A 17,612-nucleotide genomic window follows, 5' to 3' on the forward strand; every position below is an offset into this window, starting at 1 on the left:
GTGAACGTGATCTCGCCCCCGTTGTCGCCGGCCCGTCCGGTCGGAGACGCGCCCGCCGCGTCGATCTGGGCCGAGACGCGCCGCGTCGTCCATGCGCGCGACTGTTATCGCTGCACCAGCTGCGGCTGCGAAGTCGGCCGCGACGCCGATGTTCACCACCTGTTGCCGCGGTCAATGGGCGGGACGGACGAGCTCGCGAACCTCGTGACGCTCTGCGACGGCTGCCACGCGGCTCATCACCCGATGCTTGCAGGCGGTCTGGCGCGGCGCGTGATCGAGCGCTGGGCTGTCCGCTTGGCGCGTCTCTTCGGCGGCGCACACGAGCTCGATCAGGCAACCGAGTATCTCGGCCCGGGGCTCCGCCTACTAGGCGTTGAGCGGTTCCGGGAGGGCCAGCTGGCGGTCGTGCAGGCCGCCCTGCAGGGCAAGTCGGTCCTGGTCGTTCGTCCAACGGGATCGGGCAAGACGCTCTGCTTCCAGCTGCCGGCGATCCTCCGGGCTGGACCGACCGTGGTGGTCTCACCCCTCAAGGCTCTCATGAGTGAGCAGGTGGCGTCGTTGCTCCGCAAGAAGGTCCCCGCCAGCTTCGTCAACAGCGACCTCTCGATGGAGGAGAAGAAGCTCCGCTACAGCCTGCTTCGCCGCGGTGCGATCAAGCTGCTGCACCTCGCGCCCGAACGGTTTTTCGTTCGGAGCGAAGCGGAGCGCGCGCGTCTTGCCGAGCTTCGTCCTGCCTTCCTAGTGGTGGACGAAGCTCATTGCGTCGACCAGTGGGGAGCGGACTTCCGGCCGGAGTATAGCCGGTTGGGCGATATCCGGCGTCAGCTCGGCAACCCGCCCGTTCTCGCCTTCACGGCGACGGCCGGGCAGGAGATGCAAGCGCGGATCCTCGCCTCGCTCGGCGCTGAAGACGCAGAAGTGTTCGTCAGCGGGGTCGACCGGCCCAACATCACGCTCCTGCGCTGGGCCGTCGCTGAGGACAGCAGGGCAGCGAAGATCGCGCAGCTCCTCGCGTTGCCGTTGCCCGAAGGCGGCAAGGCGATGGTGTTCGTGCCCTCCGCCCGGGTTGGAGAGGATCTGCAGGCCGCGCTTCGTAGCCTGGGCATGAACGTCCCGCTCTACCATTCGCGGCTCGGCCGACCATTCGAGCGCGAGCAGCTGGTCAAGCGCTTCACCAACCAGAGCGAGCCGGCGATCGATCGCATCATCTCGACGTCGGCGTTCGGCATGGGGATCGATGTTCCGAGCCTCAGGCTCGTCATCCACTGGCAGGCTCCCGCATCGGTCGAGGACCTGATGCAGGAGCTCGGCCGCGCCGGACGCGATGGCCTGCAGGCGGTCTCGATCGTCATGCACGACAATGCGTCCGACGGCCGCGACGTGAAGCGGCTCCGGTTCATGGCGGACCTCGCCGGCAAGGACCAGGAGCAACCCGATCCGGCTGCGCGCGAGAGCCGCATGCGGAAGATCGACCAGGTGTCCGCGATGATGCGCGAGGAGAGCTGCTATCGCCGGCAAATGGTCGACTATTTCGGGGGCAAGCAGCGCCAGCGCCGATCGCTCGCGGTGCGGATCCTCGAATGGCTGTTCTCCACCCGATCACGGGTGAAGAGGACGGCGCATTGCTGCGACTTCTGCGATCGAGAGAAGATCGGCTCCGAAGTGGACTATACGGCGATGCTGCTGGGGGCAGGTGCGCGGCGCTGAGCGGCAACTCCTGTTCGTTTTCGACGCAGTTCCCGTTGCGTGTCTTTAGGCCAAGGTTAACGCAGATGCGATAAGCCCGTCATGGAGGCCTGCATATGGACAACGAGACGATCCTCGCTGCAACCGCGCTCGCCCGCGAGGCGCTGGCCCTCCTCGATAGCGTCGGTGCGTCGACGTCAGCCTGCTTTCTCCAGCAGGCGATCGATGTGATGACCGACGCCCCAATCCCGACGACGATCGAAGAGGTCGAGGCCGCATTTGCCACGCCGGAGTGCGCCGCGCTTCTCGAACGGCTTGAGCGGTACTGAGCGAGCGTGTCGATGTCGGACCCCAGCAGCACGCCCAAGCGCCGGCAGCCGAGCGCCGAGATCCTGCGCTTTCTTGACGATCACCGGCTCGACCATACGCCAGACCACTACGCATCCGCGCACCGCTACCTCTTCGGGAACGATCGCGCGCTTGAAGCTGGTGTCCAAGCGATCATCGACGGCGGGGTCAGGATCAGCCCCGCCGAAGTCGAGAAGCTCGGGGCTGCCGTCACGCCGGAACCTGAGAACGACGTCGCGCCCCAGCTCGATCAGGTCACCGTTCGGGTCCTCGACATTATCCGGGACACACTTGATGCGACGGGCGGTCTCAATCGGGATCTCGTCAAGGCATCTGCGGCCTTGCTGGCCGACGATGCGGCGAACGTCCGCGTGGTTGTCGGCGCTATGATCGAGCGCACCGCCTCGGCCGAGAAGCGCCTTGGCGAGGCGACGCAGCAGGCGCAGCGGCTCCGCCAGGAGCTCAACGCGCTGCGGAGCGATGCGAACAAGGACCGTCTCACGGGACTGCTCAATCGCGCCGCCCTCGAGGACTATCTCGCCGCTGCGACGGACGGTTGTGTCGCGATGGTCGATGTCGATCACTTCAAGACGGTGAACGACACCCATGGCCACGGTGTGGGCGATCGTGTCCTGAAGGCGGTCGCAAGCGCGCTGGCGGACGCCTGCGCGCCGCACGTCGTCGGGCGTTGGGGCGGAGAAGAGTTCGTCGTCCTCTTCGAGCGTAGCGACCTGGTTGCGGCACAGGCGAAGGTCGATCAGGCACGGAGCGTCCTCGCTGGCAAGCGGCTCCGCCTTCGCGAGAACGACAAGCCGCTTGGATCCGTGACGTTCTCGGCCGGTGTCGCGGCGCGTCGTGGCCGTTTGCCCGAGGACTGGATCTCCGCAGCGGATGAGCTGCTCTATCGAGCAAAGGCGCAGGGCCGGAACCAGGTCGTCGCGGAACGCGCCCTCGTCGACGTCGCGGCGGCCGTGGCCCGCTGATCGCGGCTCAGGCGTCGATCTCAATGAGATTGTCGGGCGGGGTCTCCTCCTGTCGGACCATGGCGCCGGCATAGGGCCGGATCAGCTCCGTCGCCTCGTCCAGCGAGCCGTCGAGCCATGTCGTGAACGCCGTCGGCTGCAGGATCGCAGGCATCGCCTTCTCGTGCCACGGCCGAACGAAGTCGTTCGGGCTGGTAGTGACGAAGGCGTAGGCCTCGCCTCTCTCGGTCGGCCTCCACAGGCCCGCGAAGAAGCCGATCGGCTGATCCTGGAGGGCAAACCACATCTGACGCGGCTTGCCATCGTCGCCCTTTCCCCCCTCCGGGTGCGGCTCCGCGAACCAGGTGAACGGGACGATACACCTCCGGGCGGGTATCTTTAACGAGCCACCCCACAGTGGCGAGCGAAGGTTCCTCGCATTCGTCACGTACTTGTCGAGCTTGACCTCAGGGTTGCGCTTGCTGGGCACCTGGGTGGGGAAACCCCACTCCATAAGGACCATCTCCAGCGGGCGATTGCCGGCAGAGCTCCGGCGCACGACCGGTCCCATCCGCGCCGTCTTTTTGCCGGTCGGGAAGATCTCCCGCGTCGGAGGGAATACCTCATCCGGCGCAAAGGGCGGCTCTAGGCCGCACGCCCGCATGACAGCGGCCTGCTTCGCGGAAATCCGGTATCTATTGCACATGGGATGAACCTGCGCGCTGGCGCGGCCGCGCGCAATCTCCGATCCCAAGTGCCACTGTAATGCGAAGTGCAATGCGCCTTGCAGTGCAGTCTGAAAGGCGGCGGTAGGCGCAACGGTCGCCGCCCTACTATTGCCCCGGATCACTCTCCCCAACCGGCTCTGGCTTTGGGGCGTGGCGCGGCGACATGAACTCGGCCCACAGGAACATGTCGCTGTTGATCAGCTCGAAGACGGCGTTGATGGTAGCCTCGCGAGACGGAAGCCCGAAGTTACCCTTGATCCGCTCAACAACGTCCAGCGATGTGGGGGATAGCGCCACGGTCGAACGCCGGTAGCCGGCATCGTACTCACGCTGTTTCTTGCGTCGCATCGACGCGGTGCTCGGCTTGAGCACCTCTCGTTTTCGGGTCTTCGTCATGGCCCGTTGTAGCGACTCGCCGGGCTAAGTCGATTCCAGTCTCGTCAGGAGACGCCCTGGCCGGGGAAGTGGCTCTGGACAAAGGCGGTGGCGAGTGAGGCTGCTGCAGCGCGAGCGGTCGCCTCGACGCGTTCGGCCGTCAGGTCCTCGGCGGCCGCGAGATCGGCGATGCCCTTCCCGTAGCCGCACTGGACCATGATCTGGTCGAAGAAGGTGATGGCGGTCGTGCAGGCCGAATGGAACTTCGGGTCGAAGTAGCTCATGTGCGAGTAGGCGATGTCCACTGCGAACATGGCGCGGACCGGATCGATGCCCAGCGCTTCAACAAATTGATCGATGATCGGACCCGTCAGGGGCGTGGTCCCGGCTTTCAGTTTGTTGGTGAGGCTGAGGCTGCGTCCAATGCGCGACGCCATCTCCTTGTTCGGGATGCGTTGGCGCCGCCAAGCCTCGACGATAAGTTTCCGGTAGCGGTCAAGCCGCTCCGTTCGCTGCACGTCTGTCTGTTCCAGATCCCGCATGTCACAACCCCCCAGGGTGTCGCGGACGACTATACGGCGGTATAGACGGGAGGTGTCAACCCTCTTTTAACGAACAAGTTCCGTCCGTTTTGGATGTAAGATGCGGAAAGATGCTGAGCAGCCCAACGGTCATCGTAAATTGGGTCGCTGCCGGCTTGCCGTCGTCCCCTCCGGCGCGGATGCGGGCCGCTTGGAAGAGCTCCTTCTGGCTGTGCTGGACTCGAAGCGTGACCCTGATGTCGCCCGACTCGTCGAACTCGCGGGCTCGCGCCAGCAGCTCGCCCACGTCAGGCGTAGCCATGAAATATTCCAGCCCTTTCATTGTAGTAGCAGAGATCGGCTCAAACCGCTCGACGGCAATCGAGTGCGAGCGCATGGCATTGGCGGCCAGCTCGAAGAGCCGCGGTCCGACCCGAAACGTGTAGATTACCTGTGCCATGTCTGCGGCGCACCCTATGCCTCATCGGGCGCGGGTTCCAGCGATCCGGCAAACCGGTAAGGAAAAGAAACAGGCGTCGACCGCGGCGTCGTCGCGTCCTGCGTTGACGCGGATCAACCTTGGATCGGCCCCAATAGTGTAACCGGGTTACACTGTGAGTAATGGGCTTACACACCCGTGCAGCCCGCTTACATCAAGATATAATCCCGTTACACAGAGTGTGTAGTTATTTGAGCAAGTTCACTTAACGCTTGCACCAAGCATAGGTTTCCAGTTCCTTAACAATGACGACGCGGATTGCTTCGTCTTGTTAGGGAGAAAACCATGTCTGCACTCGCGCTTCAGAAGGACCGTACGAACGGCATCCTTCTGGGCCTGGCGATCATCGCGGTCGTGATGATGCTGGGCGCTTCGGCCGCCTTCGCCGGCGCCGATACCACCTTCAATACCGCTCTCACGAAGTTCACGGACTTCCTCGAGGGCTCGGGCGGCAAGATCATCACCGTGATGAGCCTCGCCGGCGGCATCGTCGCGCTCGCGTCGGGTCGCTTCAGCCTCGGCCAGGTCGCGGTTCCCGTCGCGGTCGGCGTCGGCGCCGGCACCGGCGTGCCGATCGTCACCTCGACCGTCACCGCGACGATCTGAGGTCGAAGTAACCGCTGGGAGGGCGGTGCGCGCTTATGGACCGGTACACCATTCCTTCGCATCTGGATGACCCGGAGCTGATCGGCTTCTGGACGCTGGACGAGTTCCTCGCGATGGCGATCCCGTTCGTCTGGGGGATCCTGACTCAGCACATCCTGATCGGATTGATGGTCTCACTCCTTGGGTGGTGGGGTTTTCGCAAACTGAAAGCTGGGAAAGCCTCCTCGTGGGTTCTCCACATGGCTTACTGGCACCTCCCCCAAGGGTTTACCGGTCTTAAGGCGACACCGCCTTCCCACCTTCGCGTGATGGTGGGCTGAGATGGATTACAGTGTCGGGCTCGCGCAGTCGCAGCGGGTCATCAAGCAGCGCAATACCCTCGGGATTGTCGCCCTGGTCCTCGCCGCGCTGGTGGTGGTCCTGTTCCTGGTCGGAGCGACCCGCGATCGCGAGATTGTCCTCCAGCCGATCGTGCGGACCCCGCTGACACTCTCGTCGAGCGGCGTGTCCGAGGATTATCTCGAGATGGTCACGCGCGACACGGCGCTGATGGCGCTCAATCGTAGCCCCGAGAACCTCGATTACTGGATGAAGTCGATCCTCGCGATCGCCACGCCGGAGTCGCACGGCGCTCTCAAGCGCGACCTGATGAAAATCGTCGGCGAGCAGTCCGGCTCTTCGATCAGCCAGTATTTCACCCTTTCCAGCATGAAGGTCGACCCCGAGAAGCTGACTTCCGAGGTCTCCGGCACGCTGCACACCGTCGTCGGCTCGAAGGCGGTCACCGCCGAGCCCAAGACCTTCCGCTTCTTCTGGGCGTACAGCGGCCTTTCCCTGCAGCTCAAGGGCTTCGGGATGGTGACCAAGGACGATGCCGCCAACGGAGGCGACGCATGACGCCCTTTTTCGCTTACGGGCTGATGGCGGGCGGTGCCGCTGTCGCTTCCCGCCTGTGCCTCGTCTCGCGCGGCCTCGGCGCTGGCATGATCGTCATCGGCGCGGTCGCTCTCGCGGCTCCAGCCTGGGCGGACGAGCGCGTGCTCGCCAAGGACAACAGCGAGGTCGCCTGCACCGTCTCCAAGAGCGGCCTGACCCGCGTCAGCCTCAAGGATGATCGGTTCGCCAGCGTGTCCAAGCTCACCACGGGCGTGGAGACCGACGACTTCACCGTCGTGAACGAGCCGACCCGCGGCGACATCTAGCCGTCATCAAGGCCGTGATCGTGGTCGTGGCCGCGGTCATGATGCTTGGTCGACTCGGTGCCGATCCCATCGCGCAGCTCGCGCATGACCTGCTCTTCTTGACGGGTGTCGGCCGGTCCAGCCTCCCCACGTGCTGCCGACTTCCCGGCTTCGACCGACCGCGTTTGGTCTTGGCCGTCTGAGCTCGGCCGTCCCCCCAGGAGTGACGTTCCCATGCCTGCCATGGTGGCGTCCACACCCGGTCGACCTAGCGGTGCCGACCCGGAGGCCCGCCAACCAGTTGTCGAGGATGACGGCCGCGACTTGGCGCCCTTTACCGGCGCCCGTGCCGTCCCCCAAGAAGAAGCCCTTGCGATAGCGGCTGCCGTTCTCGTCGATGACGAGGCCGACCCCTTCCTTGTCGGGGCGGAACCGGCCGGGGATGAACTGCGTCCAGGCATGGCCGGCATAGACGACGGTTTCGAGCTGCGAGGACGAGAGGAGCCGTTCGGACACGGTGCGTTCCGGGAGCGCCGGCACATGGGTGGGGATCGGGGCCGGGATGGATCCCATCGCGACCGACTCGACCAGCGCGGTGGGATGTTCGCCGGCGGTGTCGAAGACGATGCGGCTTGGCCGATACGGGAGATAGACCCCGGTCTGTTCGGCGAGCGGCGCGGGCGTGTCGAGGACCTGGTAGGTCACCGGCGCGACCTCGTTGCGCGTGGGCGCGCGGAACACGCGCGGGGCCGTGGCGGGCTTGGAGCGGACGCTGCGGAACAGCGACACGCTGCCGCCACGGGTGGCGGGCTTTTCCGCCTCGGCCGAGAGCGGCAGGCGCTCGGGCACCCGGAGCTCGCTGAGCAGCTCGCGGACGTTCGCACGCTGGATGGTGACGCCGTTCCCCTGCCCCACGCACTTGTCGAGCACGTACAAGCGCACCGCTACGCTGGTCCCATGCTTGCCGTAGGCGTCGGTCAGCCGAATCGACGTGCGGACAGCGACCTGCTCCAGCGTCGACGTCCAGGTCTCTCCCATCCGAGCGGAGTGCGTGAACCAGTCGGGCATGACGGCGACGATGCGCCCGTTCGGCCGCACACGCCGGATCGCGGCCTGCAGGTGGCGGACAGCAGCGAGCGAGTCCCCTCCCCGGCCGAAGGACCGCGAGAAGGGCGGGTTCATGATGATGAGGCCGGGACGGGGCAACGCGGCCATGGTGGTCGCGACCATGGCGCCGTCGTGGCCCGAGACCTGTGTGTCGGGGAAAGCGGCTTCCAGCCTGGCACGGCGCGTCGGGTCGATCTCATTGAGCTGCAGCGCCGCGACTGCCGGCAGCTGCGCCACGAGGAGGCCGTTACCCGCGCTCGGCTCGAGGACAATGTCCTGTGGCGTTGGCGCCGCGAGGTGGAGGGCGACCGCAGCGAGGTCGAGCGGGGTCGAGAACTGCTGCCACTCGATCTGCTCCTCGCTCCGAACGGTCTGGGTCGGGAGCCGGTGGAGGACCGCCGCGGCCGCCTCGATGTCTGCCACTACAATGTGCGGTCGCAATGCACTGCGTTTCCGCATTACAAGTGCAATGGCATGCTCCAGTACCTCGAAGCTCTCGCGCTGGGTCCAGCGCCCTTCGGCGTCGGTCCCTCCGTATGCGCCAATCATGGCGTCGTTCAGCATCGCCCTGGTGATCTTCACGTCCGCGAGGATCGCGGGTTCCAGGGCCTTGGCAGCTGCGGTGCAGGCGCCCGCGCGGAAGAGCGCGTCGTCGAACAGGTCGGTCATGGAGGGTCTCCGGATTGGTGGCTGCCCTTCGCAGCTCACCACTCCAGCCCCCCTCCCCTCTATGCTCCTGGCTTGACCTCGGCCCAGTCACCGTACCGGCGTGGCGGAGGCATGCGCCGGAGATCGAGCCCGCGTGGCCGATAGGCAGCCCACGCCTTGCGCCGCGCGCGCCGCCCCTCGGGATCGTTGTCCTCGGCAAAGATGAGCGTCGTGACGCTGTCGGGTATGTGGACCCGGTCGAGCCGCGCAGCGCCCAGGGTCGCCCAGCACGGAATGTCATTGATCTGGGTGAACATGGCGGCGGTCTCGAATCCCTCGGCCAGCGCAAGGGTGTCAGTCACACGGCGCCCTTGCCAGCTCGCGGCCGCGGGTGTCCCGAGCATGACCTTGTCGATGTACCCGCCATCCTTCAGGTCGAGGAAGACGCGCTGGATAGCCTTGAGGGTTCGTCCCTCGCGTGCCGCGACCAGCAGCGCGGGAAGGAAGCGTGTCGTCGGTTTTGGTCCCCAAGGGCAGCGGGGATGAAAGCGCAGGTCCTCGAATGGCTGGCTGATGCCGCGGTGGAGGAGATAGGCCTCTGCCGGCGAAGCCTGGACGGGCAAACCCTCGTTCCAGAGACGCTCGACATTGGCGGTGCCGACCCGGCGGGTCGGAGCAGGGGGGTCGTAGTGCCGGCCGGGTCGAAGTCGCGCGATCTCGCGGAGCACGTCCTCGGGATCGCAGCCGGCGAAGCAGTGAACGAGAATGCCGTCGTGGCCCTGCCTGATGGAGAGGCTCGGCGTGCCGTCCTGATGGGCCGGACAGCGGCACATTGCGTTGTAGCCCCGCCAGGTCCCGCCAAGAGCTCCGACGATATCGACAACCTGCTGGGTGGGTTTGAGGGCGATTATAGCCATGGTGCATCCTTTCTCACGATGCACCCGCCCCCTTTTCTCTAGTCTCTGGCCGTATCTGCAGCGTCCAGCAGCCGCACCAGCGCGTCCGAGTAGGATAGCGCCTCGCGATCGCAGAAGTCGTTGAATCGCTCGAATGTCGACGGCGTGATCCGCATCGTGAGCGGCCGGCTCTTGGTTTCCCGCGCGCGGCGACGCCGCGGCGGAGACGCACCCTGATAGTCGTCCGGGAGCGCCAGGGGCGCACCGGGAGGAGAGGAGGGGACCGCCTTGATGTCCGACAGGTCGAGAGCGCCGGTAGGCGGCTGCGGTGTCGGCTTGCCGAACTTCTTCGGTGCTGGTGCTTCGCTCATCCGTCGGCTTCTCCCTTGATGATCGCTACGATTTCGCGGAGCAGGCCCTGGACGCTCATTCGCGCCCGCTCTGTTCGCGCGAGATTGTGGGTCGCAAGCTCTTCCAGCGTCATGCGGTAGAGGAACATCGCACGGTATGCGTCGCCAAGCAGCAGTTCGGACGAGAAGACTCCGACAGCATCGCGGGTCTGGTCCATGATTTCGCGTTCAGCTCGCGAGGTGATCGCGGCGGTTCTTTGGGTGAACAGGACACGGTGGGGGAGGGGCTTCTTGCGTGCGCTCTCGATGAAGTCGATCTGTTCCAGAAACTCGATCGAACGCTCCAGGTCGGTTGCCGAAGCCCGCTGGGGGATGATCAGGACGTCCGCCTGAAGCGTGGCGTACATGACCATCTCGTTCATGGCGCCTTTGACGTCGACGATAACAAACGGGTGCTCGCGTGATGCCTCGTGGACAGCCTTCTCCAGGTCGCGCTGACCCATCTTGTGCCCGTCTTCGACCGTGATCCGGTCCTTGGCTTCCCAGTCCTGATACCAGCGGAAGAGCGAGTTCTGCTTGTCGGTATCGATGATGTGAACAGTCTGGCCTGCCGAGCGGATCTCGGAGGCGAGTGCGAGGGCGCTGGTCGACTTCCCGACGCCGCCTTTGATGGATCCTACCAAGATCACCGGCATGATGGTTCCCCTGTAATGCTAAACCGCAGCACAATGCAATGCGCGTTGCATGTGCAATCGCATTGTATGGCGAAAGCGCTAGCTGCGGGCAATCGCATTCTGCAAGCGACTGCCACTGCAATGCGCCCTGCAATGCGCCCTGCAATGCGCTTTGTACTGCGAGTGTGTAAAATTATTCCACTCCCCAGCCGTTCGATGATGTGCTCTTTTCGCGCCTATGAAGAGGGGTGGGATCAGTTGGGTGCAAAGCCTTGTCGGGAGCGTGGCGATCGTCGCCGCGGCCTCCGCGGCGACCGCGCAGCAAGTCGAGCTGGTGCCGTTCCGCACCGCGGACGACGGGGTCGTGATCGAGGTCGGCAAGCCCACGCCCAAGCCAGCGCCTGAACCTACCGCGATGGAAGCGGGGGTCTCGACCGATAGCCTGTTGCAGGACTTCGCCGGTCTTGCCCCGGCACCGACCATGATGCCGGCCGTTTTGCCGGAGCAGATCCAGCGTTCCTCGATCCCGGTGCCGTTGTGGATGCAGACCGGCAAGGTCAGCTTGAACGGGCTGGTCGCCGCGTCCGTCGCCGTGCCGCACCTTTACAGTCCTGCGGCCGGCTGTTCGCTCTCTCCGTACCGGCCGCGCGGTGATCTGCCCGCGTATCTGGAGCAGCGACGCGAGCGCTACTATCCGCTGATCTCGGCGGTTGCCTGTGAGGCCGGGGTGCCGGTCGGGCTGTTCGATGCGCTGGTCGCCCAGGAGAGTCAGTACAACCCGCTGATCGTGTCTCCCAAGGGGGCGGTGGGCTTGACCCAGCTGATGCCTGGCACCGCGGCCTATCTCGGGGTCTACAATTCGCGCGACCCGCTGCAGAACCTGAGGGGAGGGGCTCGCTACCTGCGCGAGCACCTGGACGAGTTCAAGCGCGTCGACCTGGCGCTCGCGGCTTACAACGCGGGACCGGGGAGGGTGCGCCTGAAAGGGCAAATCCCGCCGTTCCGCGAGACGATCGGCTACGTGTCTGCGATTACCCGTGGGTGGAGCGCGAGCGCGTTCCGGACGGCGACGATCCAGACGGCCTCGACTGTCATACCGCGTCCCTCGTTCCGCGGCGCTCAGCTGTTCGCCTACACGTCGACGAGCGTCGCGAACCCGAGGTGATGGGCGTAGAGGGTCGCGATCACTAGGATAGCCGGCGCGCCGAGAAGGTAGTTGAGCTGCCAGCGCACCCAGACCCGCGGCGCTGCCAGAACCTTGTCCATCACTGTCGTCGTCGCCAGTGTCTGCGTGCCCGTGCGATAGTCGTGGGCCGTCTTGATGACCGCGAACACCGCGCACATTGCGACGAGGAGGCCGACCGCGGCGTAGAGAGAGACCCAGGCGTCTATGGTGGCTTGCGGCATAAACCCTCCTTAGCGTCAAGACCCTTTCAGGCCCTTAACGGAGGGGCGACGCATTCGTTTCGTGAGGCCGAGAGGGCAGGGGGTTCAGGCGACCAGTGACTTAGGCTGAGCGATGGCGCGCTGTTTGGGACGCATCTGGATCACCATGCCCTTGGTCTTGCGAGTTCGGCCGAGCGTGTCGATGCGCTCGCCGGTCACCATGTTGACGACCTTGACGTCGTAGTCCGGTAGCCGGTTCTCCGCCTCGATCTCCTTCGCGAGGCTCTTCAATCGTGACACCGGACCCATCGACCCCACCTGGGTGTGCAATTCCTCAACGGTCATCTCGATCGGTTCGCCGGAGCAGTGCGCGATCTCGTACATGCGCCGCTCGATCGGACCCAACCGGAAATAGTCGTGATGGTAGTGATACATCCGCTGGTCACGCTGGATCGCGCGGAAGAGCCAGTTGCAGGGACGAATCCGGACGTACCGCAGCGATTCTTCGCCATTGGCCATCTTCTCGTACTCGACCTGGGCCTCAGCGAGCCACGAGAACCAACCGCGATCGATCTTCGATCCAGTTTCGATGTTGGTCTTGATCTGGGTGCCCTGCAGTCGCTCGAGCGCCTCAGCAAAACGACGATAGTCCCTAGTAGACGGCCTCTCGACCCCGGTTACCCGAAAATAATCGTGGGCGGCAAAGGTGACCTCCTCAGGAGCCGCTTGGCCATCAGCTATAGCTTGAGCAATCAGGGAAGCAACGTAAAGCAGGATTTCCTTATCCCACATCGTAGCAACCCCGGTGTCGCTCGGGCGTATCTCAATGGAGACGTTGTCGCGCCGCCACTCAATACGTTCCATGTGCGGGTTCTTCGATAGCGCGAAGAACGGATAGTGCATGATGGAGCGCTCACCGCGAACCTTGCCGTGCAGCGGACTATCCATATCGAACAGCGAGATTTGCTGCGGCATGGCTTTCGGCTTGGCCATCTTCGCTCCCTTCAACGGTCACGATACCCTGCCGGACATCGTTAAGCACCCCGGTCGGAGATAAAAATACTGATAGCACGAGGATTGCCGTCAATTGGTCGCAGCGCGCTATAGCGCTCCCTCCTAAGGGGCAGGGCAGGGGGGTCGCGGCTCGTGCTATCAGTATTTCTATGTCCTCATAGCAGGCGGTGAGCCCGCCCGCCTCGTCCGAGACCCAGCGCTGCAGCGGCGAGCTGGCCAATCGAGCGAGGATCGGATCCGGTGGAGAGGGAGCGCATGCCCTCCGACCGCGCACTGTCCTTCAGCCCGTGGTAAGTTCGCCCTAGGTTGAGCAGCCCGGACGCGGCGTGCTTGTTCATGCCCCGCAGGTACGCTCCTGGGCGATCAACGTCGCCTCGCATATGCTTGTGCGCGGTCGCGAGAACCGACGCGGCGGCCCCCTTCTGCCCCATGAGGCGACACGCTTCGTGCCACACACTCCGGTGAATGGCCGTTTGGTCGACCAGGCGCTCGGCCGTGCCGATCAGCTCTCCCCATGTCGGCCGCGGCGAACCGGTCATGATGAACTCCGGAACGACTGTAGCGATGAACTCGGGATCGACCCCGTGCTTCGCCAGGTCGGCCTCGACGGCGGTCTGAGGTTCCGGGTCACGGACGTCGTACCCGTTTCTGCTACCCTTCTTCGGATAGCCACTACTGTAGACTGCTTTAGCAGTATCGGGTTGGTTTGTAGTTGTAATAGGGGCGTCGCACAGTTCGTCCGAGGGTGAATCATTTTGTGAAAATGGAGCATCCGAAGCCCCATGAAACACAGCAGCTACGGCCTTGCCGAGGCCTTCAGCGCGATCCTCCATTTGCTCGACGCATGCTGCCAGCAACTCCTCGTCACGCACACGGCGCATCTGGCTGGTGGCGAGAAGAGCAATCTCCACGGCCGTCCGGGCATCAATGCTATCGATCTGTTCGTCTTCGAGCAGCTGGGCGAGCGTCCGGATTCGGCGTCGTGCAGCGGAGAGGCGCTGTCGTAGCACTTTGATCCGCAGGTCCGCCTCCACGCCTTCCCTGGCGGCCGCTGCGAACTCCTCATAGCGAACCGCCAGTGGGCTGAGATCGATGCCGTAGGCGTAGATGAGCCGACCGTCTTTGCCCCGGGCGCCGACCCGATTGCCGTTTGCGCTGTCGCGATGGGTGATCAGGCCAAACCGCGCTGCATTGGCGAGCATCTTCTGGACCTGGCGCACGCCAATACCGAGCTTTTGCGTCAGCTTCTCGTTCGACGGGAAGACGATCGGCCGCTGCCCGTCGATCCAATCAATCGCGCGTGACCAGCTCATAAGGGTATCGACGGCATGGACGAGGCGAGGGGGGATCCCAAGATACGGCGCCGCGCGCTTGAAGACGGTGAGGACCTGCCGGTGGGTCACGTCTTCTGGCAGCCCTCTGAACCGCTGCGCGAGCTGGTCGGTAGCGCTCGAGCGTTCGTCGAGGCGGCGGTGGCCCGCGCCGGGAGCGAGAGCATAGGACATCATTCGGATAATCCCCCTGGGATACCCGTGCGGACGCAACCACCCGTGGCGCGAATTGCGCTTTCTTATTGCTGCGTCATCGGATCTCGGCTAAGGCGACGTTGCGACACGACCTCTCCGAGGTTCCGAAAAGCCCGGCCTAGTGCCGGGTTTTTCTTTTCTGCACGGCTTCCCCTTTTCGGTGACACGCGATCGGACGACCGCAGGGCCGCACCTTCCTGGAATCACCAGACGCGGACGGCGAGGGGAACGTAAACGGCACGAGTGGCACCCGTCCTGTTCGACGGCTCGTGCTTTCAGTTAATCTATCTCGGAAATCCTCGTGCTATCAGTACATCTATGTGGCGCGAGTGCCCGGCAGAGGGCTGGGATGGGAAAGTGTGTAACCCAGTTACACACTTTTGGAGGCTCCCACGGGTCGGATTCGCAGCCTTCGAGCATGGCTCGTGCTTTCAGTATATCTATCTCTGAGGCCTCCCGATCCCAGTAGCGCATAGTTCGCACTCAGCCATTACCGAGGAGTCAGACGACCGGGTCATCCCAAGCTTTAATCGTCTGGTAGTCGCTCTGAGCTGAAATAATCTCAGTCGCGCGATCCCAGAAGACCTTCAGAAACCAGCCCGCGATTGAGGCCTGTGCGAGGACCATGAAAGTCCGGGTAGCTTCAAGAAGAGGGACTTCGCGTGGCGTGCTAATTAGCACTGCTGCGAGGACGGCCTGTGTTCCAAGGAGGGCTAGAGCTGCGATGAAGTCAGCGGCAATCGGAAGTAGACGATCTTCGCGCCTCGCATACCTCTTTAAGGCCGCGCCCGTTACCATCGAGCAAAGTCCAACGATTGCAGTCAACACCACGCCTATCGCGCATCGAGTCGGCAAACTCATCCAGGGAAGTAGGTCGCTCCCGAAAAGGGCAAACCAATTGTATGGTGTGATCGCATATGACACGAACACCAAAACGGGTAGGTTCCAGCCGTCTTCAAGATTGTCGGCAGGGGAATACCAGCGGCGGCCGCTTCTCACATGGACCCCTTGCCCGCGTGATCGCGATATCGTTCTGTGTCGCGGACGTATTCCGCGACCATGTCGATTGAGGCGTGACGGCTAGGTCTCGGCATCCCGCACCGTGTCGGGGAACAGGTCGCCGCCCATCTGGAAGAAGCGTTTGGCGTCCTTGAAGCTCGTGATGTCGGAGGGGGTGCGCTCGTCCTTGGGCGGTGGTGCGACCTGGGGGCGTCCATAGCGATAGACGACGTCCGGAACGACAACGAGCCAGACGTCGGGACGGCGCTCCTCGGCGCGGATGTGCGCGCGGATCGCGTCGGCGAACAGCAGCACCGTGGAACGAACCGCGTCGGCGCGATTGTTCTTTTTGATGCAATGATCGATGTCGCCGCTCTTGACCGCTAGCTCGACCATGCCGCGGGTCGGCAGCGCGATGCCGAAGCAGGCCTCGAAGCCTGGCCATGCGGGTGCCCATAGGACGGGCTTGCCCTTTGCATCGACCTTACCGGGAATATGCAGGCTGATCCGCTCTAACCAGCGGCGGGATAGGCCGACGCCGCTCTCCGTCCCGATGACGCCCAAGCGGACCTGGGAGCGGCCATCTGGACCTTCGAGCGGCCCGAAGAGGAAGAGCCCATCTTTTGGCGCTTCCATCTGCTGCCCGTGACCGAACTCGAGCAAAGGCTCGGCGATGCGGTGCGTGAGGATGCTCATGCGTCGGCCTCCTCCGGTATCCCATCCCGGTCGAAGGCCGTTTCGAAGTCCTCTGACAGAGTTATCTGGCCTCCCTCGTCTTCCTCGGCTCGGCGGTCTTCTTCCGCGGCGAAGCTGACCGGAAAGTCGAAGCTCATTGGTAGGCTAGCGACCGCGAGGCGCTCACCGGACGCGGCAATATCTAAGGTCGCATCACCTTCGGCAAGCCAGCCCATTGCGGCAAGCAGCATGTCGCGCCATTTGTCGTTGAACCAAGACCGCGTGAGGCGCAACCGGATGCGCTGCAGCTGTTCACCCGGGAGCGGGGTTCGGCCATTGGTCGTCACCGCAACATTGGCATGGACCCGGAAGAGAGCATCCGGCCAGAGCTTGGGTTGAGCGACAAGGCACAGATGCCAGCGCCGGTCCTTGAACTTGCCGCTCAGGACACGGTCGACCCGATGGCCGTCGCTCAGCGTCAGCTTCACCCTTCCGTCGATGAGTCCGTCGGGGAAGAAGCGGCCTCGGGCGCCCGAGGCGAAATCGACAGGAAGTAGCCCGAGACGATGCATGGCCAGGTCCCAATGCTGACGCATCAGGTTGACGGCGATCCGCCGCGCGTTGGAACGCTCACCGAAGTGGCGGCTATATGTACCGTCGATCACGCCGTTGAAGGGCAGGCTAGCGCGTGCCTTCAACGGCGGCGCGCCATTATCGAGACGCTCGATCGCATCGGGTCCGCAGAAGGCGATAGCGCCTCCCTCGTGAAGGACGTGGGGAACCTTGGTGAACTGGCTCCACGCTTCCAGCTGCGCAGTCGTTCCCTTCGCCTCCAGGATCCAGACGTCAGGCCTCGCCCGGAGTTCGAACCAGTTGCTGTAAAGCGTCTCGGAATTTAGCGTGACCAGCTTTCGACCGTCCTCTTGGGCAGCGACGATCATCGCAAGCTGCTCGGCGTCCGGATGCTCGACCTTCGGTACACGTGAGGTGTCGAGCGTCTCGAACAAGGGCTGAAGGCAGGCTGCCCAGTTAGGGAACGCATTGTGTGCGTTCTGGCGGAGGATCTCTGTGGGGAAATCGCCGAAGTCCACGGCGGCGATCCGGATTGGGACCATAAACTCCGGGTCGTTTAGCTTGCGACGCATGACGTCGCCGAGGGCGAGTTCCTTCTTTACGCCTTGCTTGCCGATGTGCTCGGACACGACGACGATCTGCTTGATCGCCTCGTGCCGCAGCACGTGCTCGATCTTGTCCCAGAAATCGTCGCCGCCCCGAAGCGCGCGAACGTCGACCCAGACCTTGTATCCGGCCGTGGTTAGGCGCCCGGCAAGCCACCGGGCGAAGCGATTGTCCTCAGGATTGGCGTGCGTGATCAGAATTGTGTCGCGCACCGGTGTCGGAGCGGTAGTCATGGGAGTCCCCGCCAGCAGA

At 64.0% G+C, this 17,612-nt stretch carries 22 protein-coding genes; 8 read left to right on the forward strand and 14 right to left on the reverse strand.

Translation table 11 applies throughout. The features are described 5' to 3' along the window. The 3 genes from BMX36_RS19025 (at window position 1) to BMX36_RS19035 (ending at window position 3,017) form a co-directional block, all read left to right on the forward strand. Entirely contained in the window at window positions 1–1,707 is a 1,707-nt protein-coding gene (locus tag BMX36_RS19025) for a RecQ family ATP-dependent DNA helicase (protein WP_206430573.1), read from the forward strand. Between the two features lie 95 nt (window positions 1,708–1,802). Continuing rightward, window positions 1,803–2,015, forward strand: coding sequence for a hypothetical protein (locus tag BMX36_RS19030; RefSeq protein ID WP_093068065.1), 213 nt, complete (start codon window positions 1,803–1,805; stop codon window positions 2,013–2,015). A gap of 12 nt (window positions 2,016–2,027) precedes the next feature. Continuing rightward, on the forward strand, window positions 2,028–3,017 hold the full coding sequence (locus BMX36_RS19035; protein WP_093068067.1) for a GGDEF domain-containing protein: 990 nt from the start codon (window positions 2,028–2,030) through the stop codon (window positions 3,015–3,017). A 7-nt stretch (window positions 3,018–3,024) separates the two neighbouring features. Here the strand turns inward: BMX36_RS19035 and BMX36_RS19040 are convergent, their stop codons facing one another. From BMX36_RS19040 to BMX36_RS19055, 4 genes are all read right to left on the reverse strand, one after another. Further along, a complete protein-coding gene (locus BMX36_RS19040) occupies window positions 3,025–3,702 on the reverse strand; it encodes an SOS response-associated peptidase (RefSeq protein ID WP_093068070.1) in 678 nt (225 codons plus the stop codon). A 127-nt stretch (window positions 3,703–3,829) separates the two neighbouring features. After that, complete coding sequence (locus BMX36_RS19045; protein ID WP_241212661.1) at window positions 3,830–4,120, reverse strand: hypothetical protein; 291 nt, start codon at window positions 4,118–4,120, stop codon at window positions 3,830–3,832. 44 nt (window positions 4,121–4,164) lie between these two features. Then, a complete protein-coding gene (locus tag BMX36_RS19050) occupies window positions 4,165–4,641 on the reverse strand; it encodes a hypothetical protein (protein ID WP_093068072.1) in 477 nt (158 codons plus the stop codon). A gap of 55 nt (window positions 4,642–4,696) precedes the next feature. After that, the gene (locus BMX36_RS19055; protein WP_093068075.1) at window positions 4,697–5,080 is read right to left on the reverse strand and encodes a hypothetical protein; all 384 of its coding nucleotides are present in this window, start codon (window positions 5,078–5,080) and stop codon (window positions 4,697–4,699) included. 324 nt (window positions 5,081–5,404) lie between these two features. On the opposite strand from BMX36_RS19055, the gene BMX36_RS19060 reads away from it, so the two are divergent. Genes BMX36_RS19060 through BMX36_RS19075 form a run of 4 tightly spaced genes read left to right on the forward strand, consistent with a single transcriptional unit; the run spans window position 5,405 to window position 6,927 of the window. Then, window positions 5,405–5,725: a TrbC/VirB2 family protein gene (locus BMX36_RS19060; RefSeq protein ID WP_093068078.1), complete on the forward strand. Its 321-nt coding sequence runs from the start codon at window positions 5,405–5,407 to the stop codon at window positions 5,723–5,725. Between the two features lie 35 nt (window positions 5,726–5,760). Then, window positions 5,761–6,045 carry a type IV conjugative transfer system protein TraL gene (gene traL / locus BMX36_RS19065; protein WP_093068081.1) on the forward strand — a complete coding sequence of 95 codons (285 nt, stop codon included), beginning with the start codon at window positions 5,761–5,763 and terminating at the stop codon, window positions 6,043–6,045. 1 nt (window position 6,046) lies between these two features. Continuing rightward, window positions 6,047–6,622 (forward strand): type IV conjugative transfer system protein TraE, encoded by a 576-nt coding sequence (locus BMX36_RS19070; protein WP_093068084.1) that lies wholly within the window; start codon window positions 6,047–6,049, stop codon window positions 6,620–6,622. Further along, window positions 6,619–6,927, forward strand: a complete 309-nt coding sequence (locus BMX36_RS19075) for a TraK domain-containing protein (RefSeq protein WP_256210889.1) — start codon at window positions 6,619–6,621, stop codon at window positions 6,925–6,927. The genes BMX36_RS19070 and BMX36_RS19075 overlap by 4 nt, the downstream gene beginning before the upstream one ends. A gap of 36 nt (window positions 6,928–6,963) precedes the next feature. Here BMX36_RS19075 and BMX36_RS19080 read toward each other — a convergent pair whose 3' ends face one another. From BMX36_RS19080 to BMX36_RS19095, 4 genes are read right to left on the reverse strand one after another with little or no spacing between them, the layout of a single operon-like run. Continuing rightward, a complete protein-coding gene (locus tag BMX36_RS19080; RefSeq protein ID WP_093068087.1) occupies window positions 6,964–8,682 on the reverse strand; it encodes a strawberry notch-like NTP hydrolase domain-containing protein in 1,719 nt (572 codons plus the stop codon). Window positions 8,683–8,741: 59 nt separating this feature from the next. Continuing rightward, on the reverse strand, window positions 8,742–9,578 hold the full coding sequence (locus tag BMX36_RS19085) for a DUF7146 domain-containing protein (RefSeq protein ID WP_093068089.1): 837 nt from the start codon (window positions 9,576–9,578) through the stop codon (window positions 8,742–8,744). 38 nt (window positions 9,579–9,616) lie between these two features. Then, window positions 9,617–9,928, reverse strand: a complete 312-nt coding sequence (locus BMX36_RS19090) for a hypothetical protein (protein ID WP_093068092.1) — start codon at window positions 9,926–9,928, stop codon at window positions 9,617–9,619. Beyond that, window positions 9,925–10,602: a ParA family protein gene (locus BMX36_RS19095; RefSeq protein ID WP_093068094.1), complete on the reverse strand. Its 678-nt coding sequence runs from the start codon at window positions 10,600–10,602 to the stop codon at window positions 9,925–9,927. Before BMX36_RS19095 ends, BMX36_RS19090 begins: the two co-directional genes overlap by 4 nt. 262 nt (window positions 10,603–10,864) lie before the next feature. On the opposite strand from BMX36_RS19095, the gene BMX36_RS22330 reads away from it, so the two are divergent. After that, the gene (locus BMX36_RS22330; RefSeq protein ID WP_277600068.1) at window positions 10,865–11,746 is read left to right on the forward strand and encodes a lytic transglycosylase domain-containing protein; all 882 of its coding nucleotides are present in this window, start codon (window positions 10,865–10,867) and stop codon (window positions 11,744–11,746) included. Here BMX36_RS22330 and BMX36_RS19105 read toward each other — a convergent pair. The 6 genes from BMX36_RS19105 to BMX36_RS19130 all read right to left on the reverse strand — a co-directional run bounded on the left by BMX36_RS19105 (window position 11,713) and on the right by BMX36_RS19130 (window position 17,593). Continuing rightward, entirely contained in the window at window positions 11,713–11,988 is a 276-nt protein-coding gene (locus BMX36_RS19105; RefSeq protein WP_093068099.1) for a hypothetical protein, read from the reverse strand. The genes BMX36_RS22330 and BMX36_RS19105 overlap by 34 nt on opposite strands. Before the next feature lie 84 nt (window positions 11,989–12,072). Next, the gene (locus BMX36_RS19110; RefSeq protein WP_093068102.1) at window positions 12,073–12,960 is read right to left on the reverse strand and encodes a replication initiator protein A; all 888 of its coding nucleotides are present in this window, start codon (window positions 12,958–12,960) and stop codon (window positions 12,073–12,075) included. 176 nt (window positions 12,961–13,136) lie between these two features. After that, window positions 13,137–14,489, reverse strand: a complete 1,353-nt coding sequence (gene repC, locus BMX36_RS19115) for a plasmid replication protein RepC (protein WP_241212655.1) — start codon at window positions 14,487–14,489, stop codon at window positions 13,137–13,139. A 519-nt stretch (window positions 14,490–15,008) separates the two neighbouring features. Beyond that, window positions 15,009–15,506 (reverse strand): hypothetical protein, encoded by a 498-nt coding sequence (locus BMX36_RS21435; RefSeq protein ID WP_143058620.1) that lies wholly within the window; start codon window positions 15,504–15,506, stop codon window positions 15,009–15,011. A gap of 81 nt (window positions 15,507–15,587) precedes the next feature. Next, window positions 15,588–16,202: a hypothetical protein gene (locus BMX36_RS19125; RefSeq protein ID WP_177179221.1), complete on the reverse strand. Its 615-nt coding sequence runs from the start codon at window positions 16,200–16,202 to the stop codon at window positions 15,588–15,590. Further along, window positions 16,199–17,593: a toll/interleukin-1 receptor domain-containing protein gene (locus BMX36_RS19130; RefSeq protein WP_093068110.1), complete on the reverse strand. Its 1,395-nt coding sequence runs from the start codon at window positions 17,591–17,593 to the stop codon at window positions 16,199–16,201. Before BMX36_RS19130 ends, BMX36_RS19125 begins: the two co-directional genes overlap by 4 nt. Window positions 17,594–17,612 lie beyond the last annotated feature (19 nt).

It is taken from the genome of Sphingomonas sp. OV641, from assembly GCF_900109205.1.
Lineage (GTDB): Bacteria > Pseudomonadota > Alphaproteobacteria > Sphingomonadales > Sphingomonadaceae > Sphingomonas.

Bases quoted from the DNA above. Each gene is read 5' to 3' on its own strand.
- BMX36_RS19030 (WP_093068065.1), top strand. From the start codon at position 1,803: ATGGACAACGAGACGATCCTCGCTGCAACCGCGCTCGCCCGCGAGGCG.
- BMX36_RS19035 (WP_093068067.1), top strand. From the start codon at position 2,028: ATGTCGGACCCCAGCAGCACGCCCAAGCGCCGGCAGCCGAGCGCCGAG.
- BMX36_RS19040 (WP_093068070.1), bottom strand. From the start codon at position 3,702: ATGTGCAATAGATACCGGATTTCCGCGAAGCAGGCCGCTGTCATGCGG.
- BMX36_RS19045 (WP_241212661.1), bottom strand. From the start codon at position 4,120: ATGACGAAGACCCGAAAACGAGAGGTGCTCAAGCCGAGCACCGCGTCG.
- BMX36_RS19050 (WP_093068072.1), bottom strand. From the start codon at position 4,641: ATGCGGGATCTGGAACAGACAGACGTGCAGCGAACGGAGCGGCTTGAC.
- BMX36_RS19055 (WP_093068075.1), bottom strand. From the start codon at position 5,080: ATGGCACAGGTAATCTACACGTTTCGGGTCGGACCGCGGCTCTTCGAG.
- BMX36_RS19060 (WP_093068078.1), top strand. From the start codon at position 5,405: ATGTCTGCACTCGCGCTTCAGAAGGACCGTACGAACGGCATCCTTCTG.
- traL (WP_093068081.1), top strand. From the start codon at position 5,761: ATGGACCGGTACACCATTCCTTCGCATCTGGATGACCCGGAGCTGATC.
- BMX36_RS19070 (WP_093068084.1), top strand. From the start codon at position 6,047: ATGGATTACAGTGTCGGGCTCGCGCAGTCGCAGCGGGTCATCAAGCAG.
- BMX36_RS19075 (WP_256210889.1), top strand. From the start codon at position 6,619: ATGACGCCCTTTTTCGCTTACGGGCTGATGGCGGGCGGTGCCGCTGTC.
- BMX36_RS19080 (WP_093068087.1), bottom strand. From the start codon at position 8,682: ATGACCGACCTGTTCGACGACGCGCTCTTCCGCGCGGGCGCCTGCACC.
- BMX36_RS19085 (WP_093068089.1), bottom strand. From the start codon at position 9,578: ATGGCTATAATCGCCCTCAAACCCACCCAGCAGGTTGTCGATATCGTC.
- BMX36_RS19090 (WP_093068092.1), bottom strand. From the start codon at position 9,928: ATGAGCGAAGCACCAGCACCGAAGAAGTTCGGCAAGCCGACACCGCAG.
- BMX36_RS19095 (WP_093068094.1), bottom strand. From the start codon at position 10,602: ATGCCGGTGATCTTGGTAGGATCCATCAAAGGCGGCGTCGGGAAGTCG.
- BMX36_RS19105 (WP_093068099.1), bottom strand. From the start codon at position 11,988: ATGCCGCAAGCCACCATAGACGCCTGGGTCTCTCTCTACGCCGCGGTC.
- BMX36_RS19110 (WP_093068102.1), bottom strand. From the start codon at position 12,960: ATGGCCAAGCCGAAAGCCATGCCGCAGCAAATCTCGCTGTTCGATATG.
- repC (WP_241212655.1), bottom strand. From the start codon at position 14,489: ATGATGTCCTATGCTCTCGCTCCCGGCGCGGGCCACCGCCGCCTCGAC.
- BMX36_RS19125 (WP_177179221.1), bottom strand. From the start codon at position 16,202: ATGAGCATCCTCACGCACCGCATCGCCGAGCCTTTGCTCGAGTTCGGT.
- BMX36_RS19130 (WP_093068110.1), bottom strand. From the start codon at position 17,593: ATGACTACCGCTCCGACACCGGTGCGCGACACAATTCTGATCACGCAC.